Annotated in this window: 16 protein-coding genes; 2 read left to right on the forward strand and 14 right to left on the reverse strand. The window is 70.5% G+C overall.

All coding sequences use genetic code 11. From position 1 onward, the window contains the following. Window positions 1–48 precede the first annotated feature (48 nt). Genes tsaE through glmS form a run of 8 tightly spaced genes read right to left on the reverse strand, consistent with a single transcriptional unit; the run spans window position 49 to window position 9,456 of the window. The gene (gene tsaE / locus BM362_RS00195) at window positions 49–513 is read right to left on the reverse strand and encodes a tRNA (adenosine(37)-N6)-threonylcarbamoyltransferase complex ATPase subunit type 1 TsaE (RefSeq protein ID WP_425285677.1); all 465 of its coding nucleotides are present in this window, start codon (window positions 511–513) and stop codon (window positions 49–51) included. Continuing rightward, window positions 501–1,589, reverse strand: a complete 1,089-nt coding sequence (locus BM362_RS00200; RefSeq protein WP_167545172.1) for an alpha/beta fold hydrolase — start codon at window positions 1,587–1,589, stop codon at window positions 501–503. Before BM362_RS00200 ends, tsaE begins: the two co-directional genes overlap by 13 nt. Continuing rightward, on the reverse strand, window positions 1,586–2,707 hold the full coding sequence (alr, locus tag BM362_RS00205) for an alanine racemase (RefSeq protein WP_093571849.1): 1,122 nt from the start codon (window positions 2,705–2,707) through the stop codon (window positions 1,586–1,588). The genes BM362_RS00200 and alr overlap by 4 nt, the downstream gene beginning before the upstream one ends. 29 nt (window positions 2,708–2,736) lie before the next feature. Then, window positions 2,737–3,837, reverse strand: coding sequence for an ABC transporter ATP-binding protein (locus BM362_RS00210; protein WP_067587965.1), 1,101 nt, complete (start codon window positions 3,835–3,837; stop codon window positions 2,737–2,739). A gap of 3 nt (window positions 3,838–3,840) precedes the next feature. Continuing rightward, the gene (gene xylB / locus BM362_RS00215) at window positions 3,841–5,274 is read right to left on the reverse strand and encodes a xylulokinase (protein WP_093571850.1); all 1,434 of its coding nucleotides are present in this window, start codon (window positions 5,272–5,274) and stop codon (window positions 3,841–3,843) included. Further along, window positions 5,264–6,088, reverse strand: coding sequence for a DeoR/GlpR family DNA-binding transcription regulator (locus BM362_RS00220; RefSeq protein WP_093571851.1), 825 nt, complete (start codon window positions 6,086–6,088; stop codon window positions 5,264–5,266). The genes xylB and BM362_RS00220 overlap by 11 nt, the downstream gene beginning before the upstream one ends. Before the next feature lie 50 nt (window positions 6,089–6,138). Then, window positions 6,139–7,581, reverse strand: coding sequence for an NAD(P)H-hydrate dehydratase (locus BM362_RS00225; protein ID WP_093571852.1), 1,443 nt, complete (start codon window positions 7,579–7,581; stop codon window positions 6,139–6,141). A gap of 12 nt (window positions 7,582–7,593) precedes the next feature. Beyond that, complete coding sequence (gene glmS, locus BM362_RS00230; RefSeq protein ID WP_093571853.1) at window positions 7,594–9,456, reverse strand: glutamine--fructose-6-phosphate transaminase (isomerizing); 1,863 nt, start codon at window positions 9,454–9,456, stop codon at window positions 7,594–7,596. Between the two features lie 194 nt (window positions 9,457–9,650). Between glmS and BM362_RS00235 the strand changes: the two genes are divergently transcribed. Next, on the forward strand, window positions 9,651–10,487 hold the full coding sequence (locus BM362_RS00235; protein WP_093571854.1) for a dienelactone hydrolase family protein: 837 nt from the start codon (window positions 9,651–9,653) through the stop codon (window positions 10,485–10,487). Here the strand turns inward: BM362_RS00235 and BM362_RS00240 are convergent, their stop codons facing one another. The 6 genes from BM362_RS00240 to rplM all read right to left on the reverse strand — a co-directional run bounded on the left by BM362_RS00240 (window position 10,488) and on the right by rplM (window position 16,252). Further along, a complete protein-coding gene (locus tag BM362_RS00240; protein ID WP_093571855.1) occupies window positions 10,488–12,851 on the reverse strand; it encodes a hypothetical protein in 2,364 nt (787 codons plus the stop codon). Between the two features lie 2 nt (window positions 12,852–12,853). Continuing rightward, entirely contained in the window at window positions 12,854–13,171 is a 318-nt protein-coding gene (locus BM362_RS00245; protein WP_067587945.1) for a hypothetical protein, read from the reverse strand. A 27-nt stretch (window positions 13,172–13,198) separates the two neighbouring features. Further along, window positions 13,199–13,636, reverse strand: a complete 438-nt coding sequence (locus tag BM362_RS00250) for a hypothetical protein (RefSeq protein WP_093571856.1) — start codon at window positions 13,634–13,636, stop codon at window positions 13,199–13,201. A gap of 79 nt (window positions 13,637–13,715) precedes the next feature. Then, complete coding sequence (gene glmM, locus BM362_RS00255) at window positions 13,716–15,053, reverse strand: phosphoglucosamine mutase (RefSeq protein WP_067587938.1); 1,338 nt, start codon at window positions 15,051–15,053, stop codon at window positions 13,716–13,718. A gap of 246 nt (window positions 15,054–15,299) precedes the next feature. Beyond that, window positions 15,300–15,788, reverse strand: a complete 489-nt coding sequence (rpsI, locus tag BM362_RS00260) for a 30S ribosomal protein S9 (RefSeq protein ID WP_067587935.1) — start codon at window positions 15,786–15,788, stop codon at window positions 15,300–15,302. An 11-nt stretch (window positions 15,789–15,799) separates the two neighbouring features. Then, the gene (gene rplM / locus BM362_RS00265) at window positions 15,800–16,252 is read right to left on the reverse strand and encodes a 50S ribosomal protein L13 (protein ID WP_009072361.1); all 453 of its coding nucleotides are present in this window, start codon (window positions 16,250–16,252) and stop codon (window positions 15,800–15,802) included. Between the two features lie 290 nt (window positions 16,253–16,542). Between rplM and BM362_RS00270 the strand changes: the two genes are divergently transcribed. Beyond that, window positions 16,543–17,409 (forward strand): hypothetical protein, encoded by an 867-nt coding sequence (locus tag BM362_RS00270; RefSeq protein WP_232791834.1) that lies wholly within the window; start codon window positions 16,543–16,545, stop codon window positions 17,407–17,409. Window positions 17,410–17,411: the final 2 nt, after the last annotated feature.

Genomic DNA, 17,411 nt, shown 5'->3' on the forward strand with positions numbered 1-17,411 from the left:
AGGACTCCTTGCGGGAATCTGATTCCGGCAAGGAGTCCTTCCCGGCTTTCAGGCCGCTTGCAGCTCGTCGACCCGGGCGGTCCAGGAGCCGTGCGGTTCCAGCACGAGGGTCCGGGTGTCGTCGTCGTGCCGGGTCAGGCGGATGACCAGGTGGTTCTCGGACAGCCGCTCCGCACTGCCCTCGCCCCACTCGACGACCACCGCGGACGATTGCAGGTCAGTGTCCAGATCGAGGTCGTCCAACTGGGACAGGTCGCCGCCGAGGCGGTACGCGTCCACGTGGATCAGCGGGACCCCGGCCGCCCCCGCGGCGTGCACCCGCGCCAGCACGAAGGTCGGCGAGCTGACCCGGCCGCCGACGCCGAGACCGTCCGCGATCCCGCGGGTCAGCGTCGTTTTCCCGGCCCCGAGCGGACCGTCCAGCAGCACCAGGTCGCCCGCACGCAGGGCCGCGCCCAGCGTCCGCCCGAAGGCCATCGTGTCCTCGGGGGTTTCCAGAATCACCTTGTCCACCACCAGTTTCGCCGGTTCGGCGCGGCGCTGCCCCCACAGCGCTGCAGCAGGTCGATGAGATGGCTGTTCACCAGCTCGGGCTGTTCGAGCTGCACCATGTGCCCGGCTCCGCGCACGCGCACCAGCTCGGCGTCCGGCAGCTCTTCAAAGATGCGCTCGGCGTGCGCGAACGGCGTGAAGCGGTCCGAATCGCCGCCGATGACCAGCACTTGCGCGTGTTTCAGCCCGGCAAGCACAGCGTAGCGGTGGTGGCTGCCGAGAGTGTCCACGAAGTTGATCAGCCCGCGCACCGGCGTCACCGCGAGCATTTCCAGCATGAAGTCGACCAGGCGCGGCGAGACGTCGCGGCTGCCGAACGCGAGCCGGCGCACTGCCTGCCGGGTCAGCTGACCACCGGCTGCGCGCACGAACTCCACCAACCCGGGTTGCCACCCGGCCAGCTCGCCGACGCCGCGCGTGAGCGGGTTGTACTTGGACAGCAACGGCCTCGGCAACCCGCGCGCACCCACTTCGCCCGCCGCGGTCGCGATGAAGGCAACTCCGCACACGCGGTCCGCGAAGAGGTCTGGCCGTTGCGCGGCCAGCTCCATGATGACCATGCCGCCCATGGAATGTCCCATGAGGACGATCGGTCCTTCGGGCACTATCGCGCGCAGCACGCTGTCGAGATCGTGCGCGAGCTGTTCGATCGTCGACGTCTCCGTGGAGGCTTCGCCGGACAGACCGTGGCCGCGATGGTCGTAGTAGACCTGCCGTACGCGCGGCAGCCGCAGCGAAGCGACGTCGCGGCGCTGGAAGTGCCACGAGCGCCGTGAAAGCGCGAAGCCGTGTACGCCGACGAGAGTCAGCTCCGGCTTCTCGCCGTCCTCAGGATCGATCTCCTCGACCGACAGCGGCGTACCGTCTTCAGCCGCGACAGTGGACGTCCTGTCCGGCTTCAGCTCGCCTAGCGGCTCCTCGGCGAACGGGTCCTCGGTCGGTTTGCGTTGCTGCGAAGCGACGACTGCCGCTGCCGCACCCGTCACGACCGCTCCGACTCCGCCAGCAATCGCCCACAGCCGGGCCGAAGGAGTCACTCCCGCTCCCCCACGTATCGGCGGTGCACGCGCGGCCGGTACATCGAGGTGACGATCTCGTAGTCGATGGTGCCGAGCTTGTCCGCCCATTCGCGCGCGGTCGGCTCGCCGGAGCGGCCTGATCCGAACAGCACGACCTCGTCGCCGACCTGAGGCACGTCCTCGTTGCCGACGTTGACCACGAGCTGGTCCATGCAGACCCGCCCGACGACCGGCCGCCGCTTCCCGCCCAGCCAGACGTCCATCCGGCCGGACAGCGTGCGCGGCACCCCGTCGGCGTATCCGGCGGGCACGAGCGCGAGCGTGGTGTCCTCCTGCGCGGTCCAGGTGTGCCCGTAGGAGACGGACTCGCCAGCCGCCAGCGGCTTGGTGAGCACCACGGTGGAACGGAAGGTCATCACCGGACGCAGGTCGTCGTCGGTGGGCACCGGGTTGAGGCCGTACATCGCGATACCCGGGCGGACCAGGTCGAAATGCAGGTCGGGCCGGGTGAGCGTGGCCGCGGAGTTCGCCAGATGCCGGATCGGGTCGAGACCAGCGGCACGCGCCGCGTCGTAGGCCTCGGCGAACAGCTTCGCCTGTGCGTCGATCGACGCGTGCCCCAGCTCGTCAGCGCAGGCCAGATGCGACCAGATGGCCACGACCTCGACACCGCGCGCCGTGGCCGCCGCCTCGGCCAGTGCCGGCCAGTCGGCGGGCGGGCAGCCGTTGCGGCTCAGCCCGGTGTCGATCTTGAGGTGCACACGGGCGCGCTTTCCGGCACGCGTCGCCGCGGCGTCGACCCGGGCCAGCTCGCCGAGCGAGCTGACGCCAAGGTCGATATCCGCCTCGATGCCGGGCGCGAAATCCAGTTCCGGCACGTCCAGCCAGCTGAACAGCCGCACGGACAGGCCCGCGGCCCGCAGGTCGAGGGCTTCCCGCAGCGAGCAGGTGCCGAGCCAGCTCGCCCCGGCCTCGACCGCGGCGCGCCCGACGGGGACCGCGCCGTGGCCGTATCCGTCGGCCTTGACCACGCACATCACGGCCGCGCCGGTGGCCCGGGCGGCCAGCAGGGAAACGTTGTGGCGCACTGCGCCGAGATCGACCACGGTCTCGGCGTGCGGAGAACTGGCAGTCATAACGACTGCCAGTTTCCCACGCTATCGGCTCAGGAGAGACGCTGCCCGGACGTGCCGGAGAACACGTGCAGCTCGTCCGGACGGATCCGCAGGTGCAGGGTGTCGCCCATGCCGGGCGGCGTACGCGGGTCGACGCGGGCGACCACGTTGCGTGACGAACCCTCGGCGCTCTCCTCGACGCCGGCGCCGAGCTTGCCGTAGACGTAAGCGTCCGAGCCCAGCTCCTCGACCAGTTCGACCTTGATCGGCAGCGAGCCGTCGGTGTCGGTGGTGACCTCCAGCGACTCCGGGCGGAAACCGATGGTGACCATGTCGCCGTCGGCCGCGGACCGGACCTCGGGCTTGAGCGGCACCTGCACGCCGCCGACCTCGGCACCGTCCGCGGTGAGCTTCGCGGCGACCAGGTTCATCGCCGGGGAGCCGATGAAGCCCGCGACGAAAACGTTTGCGGGCCGGTCGTACAGCGCGCGCGGGGTGTCGCACTGCTGGAGCAGACCGTCCGACAGCACGGCGACGCGGTCACCCATCGTCATGGCCTCGACCTGATCGTGGGTCACGTACACGGTGGTGACGCCGAGCCGGCGCTGCAGCGCGGCGATCTGCGTACGGGTCGAGACACGCAGCTTCGCGTCGAGGTTCGACAGCGGCTCGTCCATCAGGAAGACCTGCGGCTCGCGCACGATCGCACGGCCCATCGCGACGCGCTGCCGCTGACCGCCGGACAGCGCCTTCGGCTTGCGGTCCAGGTACTGCTCGATGTCCAGCAGCTTCGCCGCGTCGAGCACCTTCTGCTTGATCTCCGACGCGGGCCGCCCGGCGATCTTCAGCGCGAAGCCCATGTTCTGCGCGACCGACATGTGCGGGTACAGCGCGTAGTTCTGGAACACCATCGCGATGTCGCGCGAACGCGGCGGCAGCTGGGTGACGTCGCGGTCGCCGATCCAGACCGCGCCCTCGTCGATGTCCTCCAGGCCGGCGAGCATCCGCAGCGCGGTGGACTTGCCCGAGCCCGACGGCCCGACCAGCACGAGGAACTCGCCGTCGGCGATCTCCAGGTCCAGCGCGTCGACCGCGGGACGCTCCGTCCCGGAGTAGCGCCGGGTCGCCTTGTCGTAGGTGATGCTGGCCATCGGTCAGTCCTCTCCCAATTTCGCGGAAACCCCGTGCGCGGCCTCGCGCGCGTCGAGGTGGCGTTGCTGGATCTCGATGCCCGCGGCGCGCAGCGCCCCGGCTGGCTCGCCCAAGACGAGCTGGTTTTTGGTCCCGGCCCACGCGGGCGGCTCGGTGGCACCGCCGAGCGCCCAGGCGGCTTGCCGGGCGGCGCCGAGCGCGACGTACTCGCCGACCTCGGGGATCACGACGGGCAGGCCGAGCACGATCGGCGCGATCGCCCGCACCGCGGCGGACTGCGCGCCGCCGCCGATGAGCAGCACGCGTTTCACGGCCATGCCCTGCGCGCGCACCGCGTCGAGTCCGGCGGCCAACCCGCAGACCATGCCCTCGACGGTCGCCCGCGCGACGTTCTCCGGCGTCATGTTCGCCCTGGTCAGACCGTGCAGCGAACCGGTCGCGCCGGGCAGGTTCGGGGTGCGCTCGCCATCGAGGTACGGCAGCAGCGTGAGGCCGCCTGCGCCCGGTTCGGCGGCCAGCGCGAGCCGGTCGAACTCGGCCAGGTCGACCCCGAGCATCGCCGCGCCCGCGGTCAGCACGCGGGCGGCGTTGAGGGCGGCGGTCAGCGGGAGGAACCGGCCGGTGGCGTCGGCGAATCCGGCGACCAGGCCGCTCGCGTCCGCCGCGCCGGTCTCGGTGACGCCGAAAACCGTGCCGCTGGTGCCGATCGAGATCACCGCATCGCCCGGGGCCAGTTCGAGCGCGAGGGCGGCGGCCATATTGTCGCCGGTGCCTGCGGAGACGAGCATGCCGTCGCTGGTGTGCCCGGCGACGTCGGACGGACCGAGCACCGTCGGCAGATCCGGGGTGCGGCCGCCGAACGCGTGCGCGAGCACGTCGGGGCGGTAAGTGTTGTCCGTGGGCGAGAAATAGCCGGTGCCGGAGGCGTCGCCGCGGTCGGTCACCGCGGTTTCCGGCTGGCCGAGCAACCGCCAGGTGAGCCAGTCGTGCGGCAGCAGAACGCGTGCGACCCGGTCGGCGTTCTCCGGTTCGTGCTCGGCGAGCCAGCGGAGCTTGGTGACGGTGAAGCTCGCGACCGGCACCAGTCCGACCGACTTCGCCCAGACCCCGGGTCCGCCCAGCTCGTCGGTGAGGTCCTTGGCCGCCTGCGCGGAGCGGGTGTCGTTCCACAGCAACGCCGGCCGGACAACCTCGCCAGCCTCGTCGAGCGTGACCATGCCGTGCTGCTGACCGCCGACGCCAATGGCCTGCACGCCGTCGAGGACGTCGCGAGTGGCGTCCGCAAACGCTTGCGCCCACGCTGCGGGGTCGACCTCGGTGCCGTCCGGGTGCGGTGCCCGGCCGGTGCGCACGATCTCGCCCGTGCGTGCGTCGCAGACCACGACCTTGGTTGACTGGGTCGACGAATCGACCCCGGCCACCAGCTCAGCTGTCATAGGGCTGCCCCTCCTCGACGTACTCCGCGGTCTCGACCGCCGTTCCTTCGTTCAGCGCCGCCTCGATCTCCTCGGTGGGAGTGGCTTCGCTGGTGATCAGGAGGTCGTAATCGCCGACGGTGCCGTGCGCGTAGGTCGCGGTGCGGCCGAACTTCGAATGGTCGAGCACCAGCACATTGCGGTTCGCGGCGCGTAGCACGGCCTTCTTCAGCTCGGCGTAGTCGCGGACCGGGTGGAACAGCCTGCCGACCGCGACCGCGCTCACCGAGACGAACGCGATGTCCACGCGAACACGCTCAAGCAGCGCGAGCACGTCGGGACCGGAGCAGGAGTCGTACTCGGGGTCGTAATGCCCGCCGGCGAGAACCACCTCGACGCCGGTGCCCAGCAGCCGCGCGACCTGCAGCGAGTTGGTGATGACAGTGCGGCGCTCGATCCGGGCCAGCCGCTCGACCAGCGGGAACAGCGTGGTGGAGTCGTCCACGAACACCGCCTGGCCGGGCTCGACCTGCTGGATCGCCAGGTCAGCGAGGGCTTCCTTCTCGGCCGAGTGCAGCGTGAACCGGCTGGCGGTCTCCATCGTGAGCGCCGGATAGGCCTCGACCTTGCCTCGCAGCTTCCGCAGCAGCCGCTTGTCGGCGAGTTCGTCGAGGTCGCGGTGCATCGTCATGAGGCTCACGCCGAACCGGGCGGTGAGGTCGTCGATGCGGGCTTCGCCCTGGTCAATGACGTAGTCGAGAATCTCCTGCCGCCGCTGCTCCACCGCGGCGTCGGACGGGCGCGCCTTCGGCCGTCCTGGCGTGTCTCGACTCACATCTCGTTCTTACCAGATATCGCGAGCCGAGTTAACACGTAACTCGATAACTATGCGGTCGCGCGGATCAGCCGGAGTGCGGCGGGGATGGCATCGACGAGGCCGGACGCGGAGGTGGGCACGTCCTCGGCGGCGAGCGCACCCGCCAGCGAATGCACCTGCGCGGCAGCCGCGGCGGCCAGCCACGGATCGAGCCCGGCGGCCAGCAGCGAGCCGACCAGGCCGGTCAGCACGTCGCCGGAACCGGCGGTGGCCAGCCACGAACCACGCGGGGTGTTCACCGCGACGCGGCCGTCCGGTGCGGCGACGACCGTGCAGTGGCCTTTCAGCAGCACGACAGCGTCGTACTTCTTCGCCGCCTCCCGTGCGGCCGCGACGCGATCCGCGCCCGGGCGGCGGCCCATCAGGCGTTCGTACTCGCCGGCGTGCGGGGTGAGCACGAGCGGAGTGTCCGGGTCGCGGGCGTCGAGGACTTCGGGGGTGTTCGCGATGATCGTGGTGGCGTCGGCGTCCGCGCACACCGGGACGCCCTGGCCGAGGATGTGCCGCAGGATTTCCCGGCCCTCCCCGCCGGTGCCGATGCCAGGGCCGACCACCCACGCCTGCACCCGGCCCGCGTCGGTGACCGAGCCGGTCGCGACGATTTCCGGCCAGCGCGAGCGCACAACGTCCGCGGCGTGCCCGGCGTAGCGGACCATGCCCGCCGTCGCGCGGACCGCGGACCCGGACGCGAGCACCGCCGCGCCGGGGTAGGTCGCCGATCCGGCCGCGATGCCAGCCACGCCCTGGGTGTATTTGTCGTCCTCCGGGCCGGGGATCGGCCACACCTCGGCGACGTCGGCCAGGTCAAGGCGGTGCAGATCCGGCTCGTCCAGCCAGGGCCGCAGGCCGATGTCCACCAGCACGACCTCGCCGCATTCCTCCGGGGCCAGCACATGCACGGGCTTGAGCGCCCCGAAGGTGACCGTGCGCGCGGCGGTGACGTGCGGGCCGTCGACCGCGCCGGTGTCCGGGTCGACACCGCTCGGCAGATCCACCGCCACCACGGGCGCTTCGATCCGCGCGACCAGTTCGGCCGCTTCCGGGCGCAACGGGCCGCGAGCCGAAATGCCGATGATGCCGTCCACGACGACATCCGCCTGTTCGATCCATGGTGCACTGTCCGCTATGGACACCACGCGACCGCCGGATCGCCGCAGCGCAGCCAATCCCGCCGGATGAGCCTTCTCCGGCTTCAGCAGCACCGCAGCCACCGCGACTCCGCGCCGACGCAGGAAAGCGCCAGCCCACAACGCATCGCCGCCGTTGTTGCCGGAACCGACCAGCAGCACCACCCGCCGGCCAGAGACACCGCCGGTGTCCTCGGCCAGCAGCCCGGCCACCTCGGCGGCCAGGCCGAAGGAGGCCCGGCGCATCAGCTCGCCGTCCGGAGTGCGCGCGAGCAGCAGGTCCTCCGCCGCGCGAATCCGTTCTGTAGTCCAGATTCCCTGCACGGCGGCGGCTCCTTACTCCACGGTGACGGACTTCGCCAGGTTACGCGGCTTGTCGATGTCGTACCCGCGCGAACTGGCGATCTCCGCGGCCAGCACCTGCAGCGGCACGGTGGAAACCAGCGGCTGCAGCAGCGTCGGCACCGCGGGCACCTCGATCAGCTCGTCGGCGAACGGGCGGACCGTCTCGTCGCCCTCCTCGGCGATCACGATCGTGCGCGCGCCCCGCGCCTGGATCTCGCTGATGTTCGACACCAGTTTCGAATGCAGCACCGCGCGGCCCTTCGGCGACGGCATCACGACGACGACGGGAAGGCCCTCTTCGATCAGCGCGATCGGACCGTGCTTCAGCTCGCCCGCCGCGAAACCCTCCGCGTGCATGTACGCGAGTTCCTTCAGCTTGAGCGCACCTTCCAGCGCCACCGGGAACCCGACGTGGCGGCCGAGGAACAGCACCGCGCGCGAGTCGGAGATCCGCCGCGCGATCTCGCGCGTCTGCTCCACAGTGGACAGCACCTTCTGCACCGCGGCCGGCATGGCCTCCAGCTCGGCGAACTCGCGGGCGACCTCGTCCGGGTACTTCGTGCCGCGCGCCTGCGCCAGCGCGAGGCCGACGAGGTAGTTCGCGGCGATCTGCGCGAGGAACGCCTTGGTCGACGCGACGCCGATCTCCGGCCCGGCGTGCGTGTACAGCACCGCGTCGGACTCGCGCGGGATCTGCGCGCCGTTGGTGTTGCAGACCGCCAGGACGCGGGCCTTCTGCTCACGCGCGTGCCGAACGGCTTCGAGGGTGTCCGCGGTCTCGCCGGACTGGGAGACGGCGACGACGAGCGTGTCGCGGTCGAGAACCGGGTCGCGGTAGCGGAACTCCGACGCCAGCTCCACCTCGACCGGCAGCCGCGTCCAGTGCTCGATGGCGTACTTGGCGACGAGGCCGGAGTGATAGGCGGAACCGCAGGCGATGACAAAGACCTTGTCGACGTCGCGCAGGTCCTGGTCGGAAATGCGCTGCTCGTCGAGGATGATCCGGCCGGCCTCGAAGTGCCCGCGCAGCGTGTTCGCCAGCGCCTCCGGCTGCTCCTCGATCTCCTTGAGCATGAAGTACTCGTGGCCGCCCTTCTCGGCGGCCGACAGGTCCCAGTCGACGGTGAACGGCTTGGCCTGCGCGGCGTCGCCGTGGAAGTCGGTGACCTGGTAACCGTCGCGGGTGATGACGACCAGCTGGTCCTGGCCCAGTTCGACGGCCTCGCGGGTGTGCTCGATGAACGCGGCGACGTCGGACGCGACGAAATGCTCGCCCTCGCCGACCCCGACCACCAGCGGCGACGACCGGCGCGCGGCGACGATCGTGTCCGGCTCGCCGGCGTGCGTCACGACGAGCGTGAACGCGCCCTCCAGCCGCCGGCAGACCGCGGCGACGCTGGCCGGCAGGTCGCCCTTGGTTTCGCCCTCGATGTAGGCGAGGGAAACCAGGTGCGCGGCGGTTTCAGTGTCGGTGTCGCTGGCCATCTCGATGCCCGCGGCCTCAAGCTCGGCGCGCAACGCGGCGAAGTTCTCGATGATCCCGTTGTGCACCACGGCCACGCGCCCGGTGGTGTCCCGGTGCGGATGCGAGTTGCGGTCGATCGGAGCCCCGTGCGTGGCCCAGCGGGTGTGGCCCATGCCCGCGGTGCCCTCGAACGCGTCACGGCCGACCTCGTCGAGCCGGGCTTCCAGGTTGGCCAGCCGGCCGGCCTTGCGCTCGACGGTCAGCGCGCCGGCACCGTCCAGCACCGCCACGCCCGCCGAGTCGTAGCCCCGGTATTCCATGCGGCGGAGCCCACCGAGCACGACGTCCAGAGCCGGGCGGTGTCCGACGTATCCCACGATTCCACACACGCGAACTAGCGTAACGAGACAAGTCCAGTCCCCTACTCCGGTCCCTGGAGCGGGGTTTTCAGTGCCGCTGAGCTGGGCGAGCGACGTCCCGGACCACCGTTGACCGGGTCTTCGCGCAGTGCGGCGGCGGACCCCTGAACCGCTCGGGGTGGCGCACCGGGCCGGGACGGGGCACGGGCAGTAAGGTCACGCGCATGGCCAGCAAGCCCAAACAGCTGCTCACGGAGCTGTCCCACCCGGGACCCCACGAGGTTTTGCGCGGCAACCTCGCCCTGGTCGGACTGCCCGGCGTCGTGTTCACCCCGCGCCAAGGCCTTGGCCTGCCCGCCATCGCGTTCGGGCACGGCTGGATGCAGCCGGCCACCCGCTATCGGCAGCTGCTGCACCACCTCGCGAGCTGGGGCGTGGTCGCCGCGGCCCCCGCGACCCAGCTCGGCCCGCTCCCGTCGCACCGCCTGCTGGCCGGCGACCTGCTGACGACGCTCGACGTCGTCAGCACAGTCCGCCTCGGCCCGGACGGCATCAGCGTCGACCCGGAGAAACTGGGCCTGGCAGGCCACTCCACCGGCGGCGGTTCGGCAGTGCTGGCAGCCGCCCAGTCCGCCGAAGCAGGCGGCGACGCCCGCCCGAAGGTCCGCGCGGTGGCGACGGTGGCCGCGGCGCAGACGTTCCCGCCCGCGACGGAAGCCGCGAAGCTGATCAGTGCCCCCGGCCTGCACCTGGCGGTGGACGGCGACCTGGTCGCGCCCGCGGTCGGCCACGCGGACGCGATCGCGCAGGCGTGGGCCGGTCCGGTACAGCTGCGGACGCTGGCGAAGTCGTCCCACCTGGCGGTGACGGAGGGCCGGCACTGGAGCCAGTTGCTGCTGCAGGGCAAACCGCAGCGGGCGACTCAGCAGCTGACGAAGGCGCTGTTCACTGCGTTCTTTCTCACGCATCTGACGGGCACGGAGAAGTACCTGCCGCTGCTGGACGCCGACGCGAAGCGCGCGCCGATCGAGGTTCCAGAGGATGCGGAACCGGCTGCCTGATCAGCGCCGCCCCTCGTCCTCTTCGGCGAGCGATCCGCTGATCCGGCTGCCGCCCGGCGCGGTGCCGAACAGGCCGCCGTCGACCCGGTAACCGCTGGTCCCGCGTTCCTGGTCGCCGGAGTTGCCTTGCCCGCCGCCCATCATCGGGCTGCCCATCATGCCCATCGACTGGCCTTGCTGCTGGTCGGTGGTGGTCGGCGCGGTGCCCAGTTCAGCCGGGTGCCCCGGTTCGTCCTGCTGCCATCCGGCCGGAACCGCCGAGTCCCCGAGCCCTGGATCCGACGGGACATGCCCCAGCCCGGGGTCACTGCTGAACGGGTCCAGCACCGACTGCGCCGTGGTGGACTCGTCCGGACCGCTCGCCACGGGCGTTCCGTAGGCCGGGGTCGCGTCTGCCTGCGCGGCAACCGGCTGGACGTGGTGCCGTCCCGTCTGCTCGCCAGCGCCGGGGTCGTGCCCGTCGGCTGCTGCCGATTGCCCGCTCGTCGGCTGCCCCGGCATCGCGGCAGCATGCTCGGCCACCGGCTGGGCATGCCCAGCCGCCGCCACGCCACCGTCCGCCACGACCCGCTGACCGTCGCGAAGGTGTTCGACGGGCTCGGCGGGGCTTCCGGCCCCGCCGCCGTGCTGCTGAGCGGTCAATCCGTCGACCGGCCGTCCGGTGGCCGGATCGATCTTTCCGTGGTCGTCGAGGGTGTATTTCGTCGGCTCGCCGGATCCGTCGTCCACCGTCACCACGGTCGGACCGTCCGGCCCGCTCGGGCGCTCGGCGGTGATGTCGAGGGTGCCGTCCTCGATGTGGATCTTTCCGTCCGGGCCGGGACGGTGCACCTGGTTCGGGTCTGTCGTCGGCGCGGTGCCGTCCGGCTGTTTATGGACCGGGCCGCCGGCAGCGTCGTGCGGCTGCGCCGGGTCGTGTTTACCGTCGTGAGGACGGGCCGGGTCCCCTTGCGCCGCGTCAGCGGCAGTTCCGGGGGCCTGGTCGGATTGGTCGCCGAAATCGAGCTGGTACGCCTTGTCGTGACCGGTCCCGTCGCCGACCGAGACCGCCATCTTCCCGTGGTCGTCCGGCTCGGACATGGTGATCTTGTGATCGCCGTGCTGGACCGTCACGGTGTCCGGCGCTTCGTGCCCGGTCTTGACCGCTTCCCCGGTCCGCGGGTCGATCGGGTACGGCTGCCCGGTCGACGGATCCACCTCGAGCGGCTTGTGCGTGACCGGATTCTGGTTCGGCTCCGGCTGCGCGGGAGGAGTCTGCGGCTGCGCCGGGGTCGGACCGACCTGCGGCGCCGCAGTGGCCTCCTGCGGCTTCGTGTCGCCCCCGCCGCCGGAGGAGCGCGGTTTGGTGTCCCCGCCACCGCCGTCGTTCCGGCCGGACGATCCCTTGTCCTGCCCGCCGCTGTCGGCGCCGAGTTGCAGGCGGCCGAACGGATCCGTCGGCACGTTCAGGCCATCGGAAAACGCGCGCAGCGCGTTCGTCGCGGCCGTGTGCGCGTTGCGGATGTACTGCCGGTAGGCGTCCATCGCGTCCGAGTACTGCTGGCAGTACTCGTCCATCTGGCGGCAGAACATGTCGGACCACTTGGAGTCGTAACCGGTGTCCAGGTCCACCGACATGCTCCGGATGTCCTGCGCGTTGATCGGGCCAGTGCCGTCCTCTTGGTTACGCGCGACTTCCGAACTGCTCCGTGGGTTGATGACTTCGCGATCGTTGTCGTCTTGCCGACCCCATTTGATCGCTTCGTCGAGACGGTCCATGAACATCAGCAGCCCGTCGGTGTCCTCAGGTTTGTGCGCGTCCAGGAACTTCTTGGGCGCCTGTCCGCCGTTTTCGGGCACCTGTCCCAAATCGACGATCGGCTTGCGGACCGTTTGCCACAGCTGCTGAAGCAGCTGGCTGAAACCGTTGACCGTGCCGAGGTACTCGCCGGAGGCCTTGCTGAAATCGTCCAGCTTTTCGGCGGCCGAATCAGCGGCCTTGCCCTGCCACGCAGCGGTCAGGCCCTGCTTGACCTGAGCGGTGTCGTCCTGCGCGGCCTTCGCCGCCTTGCCGAGGTTCGCCGCGCGGCCCTGCGCTCCCCAGAGATAGCCGAATCCGAACCCGCCGAGTTCGTTCAGCATCCGGTTCTCTTCGTCCCCCTGGCCGTACGGCGGGGCGAACCGCAGCCCGAGGTTCCGCGACGGATGCTGCATCCACCGCGTGTAGGGCTGCACGAGTTTGCCGGTCATCTTCTCCCGGAAACCGGCGAGCGGCTTGAGAATGTTGTCGGACGTGTCGTCGAGATGGACGTCCGCGGGAGGCTGCAGGGGCGCGATGATCGTGTCGCCGAGACGACCAGTGCCCTGGTCCGCCGGAGGAGTCACGGTCAGGCTCCCTTGCCGGCGTTCGTGACGCCCCAGGCGTTTTCTTGCTCGTTCTCGCTGTGCAGAGTCACCGAGGTGTTGAGCCGCTCGGCGAAACCGCCGAGAAAAGTACTGCCCTTCGCGGCGGAGTCGCCGAGCGCCTGCATCTTCGCGACGTAGGCTCCGGCCGCCTCGGACAGGCCGGGGATTTTCCCGAAATGCGCTGGCGTCAGCTGGGACTGCGCGGTGTAAGTCTTGATCTCTTTGAACGAGGTGCTCATCGTGGAGACATCGTTCGCCACCTTTTTGACCTGGTCCGGCTCAATGTGGAATTTCGCCATCGTCGCCCTCTCCCCTCGCGCCCGCGGCTACTCTGCGTCAATCCAGTTGGTGGCCGAGAAGTCGTCGTCCTCCCATGCCCGGTGCCGGGCCGCCGAAGCAGGCGGAGGAGGCGCCGCCGGCGGAGCGACCGGTTCGGTGTCGTCCTCGACGCGGAACATCGCGGCGGCCGCGGCGTCCTCGGCGACCTGTTTGGCAAGCCGCTGGGCGGTCCGTTCTGCCTGTTCCGACGCAGCCCGGTCTTCCCCGGTTCCCTCGGCTGCGGCAGCGGCGATCGCGGCCTCGCGGTCGGCTTGCGACTGGGCGTCCTGAGCGCGGTGTTCCTCGACAAGCTTCGCGAACGCGGCCTGCCTGGTCTCGTCGTCGGCGATCGCGCGCTCGTGGTCGGCGCTGTACTGTGCGCGCACCTCCTCCATCGCCGCCAGGCTTCTGGCGAAATACGGAGGCACCTCACTCTGGTTGTACATCGCCCCTCCCCGGTCAGTCCCGCATTGCGGAATGTACCTGCCGGATCACTGGTGGCGCAGAGTATTCACCATATTTCGGTCAGGAGACCGCGGACACGACCCCGGCCAACCGGTCCGCCGCCGCCTGGGCCGTGGAATGGGCCGGGGCTTCGACCATCACCCGCACCAGCTGCTCGGTTCCCGAGGGACGCAGCAGGACCCGGCCCTCCTCGCCGAGTTCGGCTTCGACCTCGCCGACCGCGTCGCGGACCTCGGCCGAGCCCGCCACCGCTGCCTTGTCCGCGACCGGGACGTTGACCAGTACCTGCGGCAGCCGGTTCATCACCGCGGCCAGTTCGGCCAGCGGTTTGCCGGTCGCGGCCATCCGGGCCATCAAGCGCATCGCGGTCAGGAGGCCGTCGCCGGTGGTGGCGTGGGCAGGGAGGACCACGTGGCCGGACTGTTCGCCGCCGAGGGCCAGGCCCGAGGCGCGCAGTTCTTCGAGCACGTAGCGGTCACCCACCGCGGTCGTGACGACCGTGATGCCGTGTGCCTTCATCGCCAGGTGCAGGCCGAGGTTGCTCATCACGGTCGCGACCAGGGTGTCCTTCACCAGCGCGCCTTCTTCGGCCAGCGCCAGCGCCAGGACGGCCATGATCTGGTCGCCGTCCACCAGTTCGCCTGCCGCGTCGACGGCCACGCAGCGGTCGGCGTCTCCGTCGTGACCGATGCCGAGGTCGGCACCGTGTTCGACGACTGCCGCGCGCAGCAGGTCAGGGTGGTTCGAGCCACAGCTGTCGTTGATGTTGATGCCGTCCGGCTCCGCGTGCAGAGCCACGACCTCGGCACCGGCCCGGCGGTACGCCTCCGGGGCGGCCGCGGACGACGCTCCGTTCGCGCAGTCCACCACGACCTTCAGGCCGGCCAGCGGATGCGGCGTCGCGGCGACCAGGTGCTCGATGTACTTGTCGAGCGCATCCGGGACATCGGTGACGCGGCCGACGCCGTCGCCGGTCGGGCGGATGACGCCCGTCGCGCCGAGGCCGGATTCGATCTCGTCCTCGATGCTGTCCGGCAGTTTGTGCCCGCCGGCGGCGAAAAGCTTGATGCCGTTGTCCGGCATGGGGTTGTGCGAGGCGGAGATCATCACGCCGAGGTCCGCCTCCAGCGCACCGACGAGGTATGCGACGGCGGGCGTCGGCAGCACGCCGAGCCGCAGGACGTCCGCACCGGCCGACGCGAGGCCCGCCACCACGGCGGCCTCCAGCATCTCGCCACTGGCGCGCGGGTCGCGGCCGACCACGGCCACCGGACGGTGCGAACGGTCGTGCGCCGCCAGCACTCGGGCGGCGCTCGCCGCGACCGACAGGGCCAGCTCCGGGGACAGGTCGGCATTGGCCAGACCGCGTACCCCGTCGGTGCCGAACAGTCGAGCCATCTGATCCCTCTCCTCGAACCGCAAGACCGGAAGTCTAGCCCTCGACTCGGCTGCCCAGCCGAAGGGCAGGGGTGCGACCGGGGCCGCAAACGCAACCGGCGGCGCACGAGGTGAGACCTCGTGCGCCGCCGGGGTCCAGGGGCTTGCCCCTGGCGGGGGCTTGGGGGTTCGACCCCCACTGTGATCGCGGAGTGAGCCCGGCGAAGCGCCGTCAGGCGCGAGCAGGGTTCGCCCACGAACGAAGCATCAGCGCTTGGAGTACTGCGGAGCCTTGCGGGCCTTCTTGAGGCCGTACTTCTTCCGCTCCGTGGCGCGCGCGTCACGGGTCAGGAAGCCGGCCTTCTTCAGCGCCGGGCGGTCGTCGGCGTCGACCTCGACCAGCGCACGGGCGATGGCGAGACGCAGCGCGCCCGCCTGGCCCGAGATCCCGCCGCCCTTGAGGTTGGCGAAGATGTCGAAGGCGTCCGGCTTCTCGACGGTCACGAGCGGCTCGCGGATGAGCTGCTGGTGCACCTTGTTCGGGAAGTACTGCTCAAGCGACTTGCCGTTGAGCTTGAACTCACCGGTACCCGGCACGACGCGGACGCGGACCACGGCCTCCTTGCGGCGGCCGACCGTCTGCGCGTTGCCACCGGCGGCACGCGACGGGCGCGGGGCGGCGGCGGACTCGCTGGTCGCCACGGCCTCGGCGGGGGTCTCGGTCGAAGCGACGACCTCGGTCTCGGTGCTGGTCAACTGTTCCTCACTCACTGCGCGACCTGCGCGATCTTGGTGATCTCGCGCGCCTGCGGCTGCTGCGCGGCGTGCGGGTGCTGCGGGCCGGCGTACACCTTCAGCTTCTTGGCCATGGCGCGGCCGAGCTTGTTCTTCGGCAGCATGCCCTTGACCACCTTCTCAACGAGGTGCTCGGGCTTGGTGTCGAGCAGCTCGCCGAAGGAGCGCTTCCGCAGACCGCCGGGGTAACCGCTGTGCCGGTACGCGAACTTCTGCTCGCGCTTGTTACCGGTGAGAGCGACCTTCTCGGCGTTGACGATGATGACGAAGTCACCGGTGTCCACGTGCGGGGCGTAGGTCGGCTTGTGCTTGCCGCGCAGCAGCGTGGCGACCTCGGTCGCGAGCCGTCCGAGCACGACATCCTCGGCGTCGATCACGTGCCAGGCACGAGTGACGTCGCCGGGCTTGGGGCTGTACGTGGGCAAGGGTCTACCTCGTCGTCATTGCGTGTGGGTAATGTGCGGGCCGAGCGCTGACGCGCCGCAACGCACAACGACATATGAAGATACCCCTGTGGTCCCGCCTGTTGTGCAGCGGGGGTGCGAAGACGCCTCGTCGGCCGGTCACAGCGTACCCGACCGGTTCCCGGAACCACCACGCCGCCGCGCGGGTCGTACCAGGATGAGACGATTCCGGCGCGCGGCCGCGCGAGTACGACGAGACCTGGGGACAGCAGTTGAAGACACGAGCGAGGACGATCCGTGCCGCACGGACGGTGGGAGCCGTCGCCGCCGTGCTGGCACTCGCGACCGCGTGCGGGCAGGCTCGCGCCGGCACGGCGCTGCCCGACGGCGACCAGGCCGCCGCGTACGTCGGCGCGAAGTTCGAGAAGGCCATGTCGAAGCTCGCGGACACGATCGTCGAGCCGCGCAATGTGACCAACTCCGCTGACCGGTACTTCAAGTTCGACGACAAGTACCTGCACAACATCGTCACCTCCGCGCGCACCGGCAGCCCGGAGAGCCGCATCGTGCACAACCGGTCGCAGAAGAACCCCAACGAGTTCCTCGACTCGTTCACCCCGGCCGACGGCGCCGTCGAGTACCTCTACCTCGGCCCGGCCTACAAAACGCTCGCGCCGACGCCGTGGGTCTCGATGCCCAAGCCGGAGGCCGGCCTCGTCCAGCCGTGCGCGTGGGGCGGGGTGCAGATCGCGTGCAAGATGGGCGACGCGGTCGACAGCGCGTACAAGGCGGACAAGAAAGCGCTGCGCGGGGCGAAGAGCTCCGCGGACGGCACCGAGCAGCTGACCGTGAACGTGCCGTTCCCGATCTTCCTCGACCGGCGCGTCGAACTGCTCCCGGACAAGGTGCTCAACCAGGTCGGGCCGGAACTGCGCAAGGCCGTCGTGCCGAGCACGATCACGCTCAAGCCGGACGGTTCGCTCGCCGCGTTCACCATGGGAGCCAAGTTCGAGGGCGACGGGCACAAGGTCGAACTGCGCTACGAGTTCAAGTTCACCGGAGAGGCCACCTCCTCGGACCTGCCGACGGTGCCGGACGCCTCGCAGGTCACCGTCCTCGCGGACGACGCGGCCAAACAGGACTTCTACCGCAGGCTCGGCGAACTGCAGGGGCGCTGATG

This window comes from Amycolatopsis rubida (assembly GCF_900115345.1).
Classification (GTDB): Bacteria; Actinomycetota; Actinomycetes; order Mycobacteriales; family Pseudonocardiaceae; genus Amycolatopsis; species Amycolatopsis rubida.

Bases quoted from the DNA above. Each gene is read 5' to 3' on its own strand.
- BM362_RS00250 (WP_093571856.1), bottom strand. From the start codon at position 13,636: ATGTACAACCAGAGTGAGGTGCCTCCGTATTTCGCCAGAAGCCTGGCG.
- BM362_RS00245 (WP_067587945.1), bottom strand. From the start codon at position 13,171: ATGGCGAAATTCCACATTGAGCCGGACCAGGTCAAAAAGGTGGCGAAC.
- alr (WP_093571849.1), bottom strand. From the start codon at position 2,707: ATGACTGCCAGTTCTCCGCACGCCGAGACCGTGGTCGATCTCGGCGCA.
- BM362_RS00235 (WP_093571854.1), top strand. From the start codon at position 9,651: ATGGCCAGCAAGCCCAAACAGCTGCTCACGGAGCTGTCCCACCCGGGA.
- BM362_RS00210 (WP_067587965.1), bottom strand. From the start codon at position 3,837: ATGGCCAGCATCACCTACGACAAGGCGACCCGGCGCTACTCCGGGACG.
- xylB (WP_093571850.1), bottom strand. From the start codon at position 5,274: ATGACAGCTGAGCTGGTGGCCGGGGTCGATTCGTCGACCCAGTCAACC.
- glmM (WP_067587938.1), bottom strand. From the start codon at position 15,053: ATGGCTCGACTGTTCGGCACCGACGGGGTACGCGGTCTGGCCAATGCC.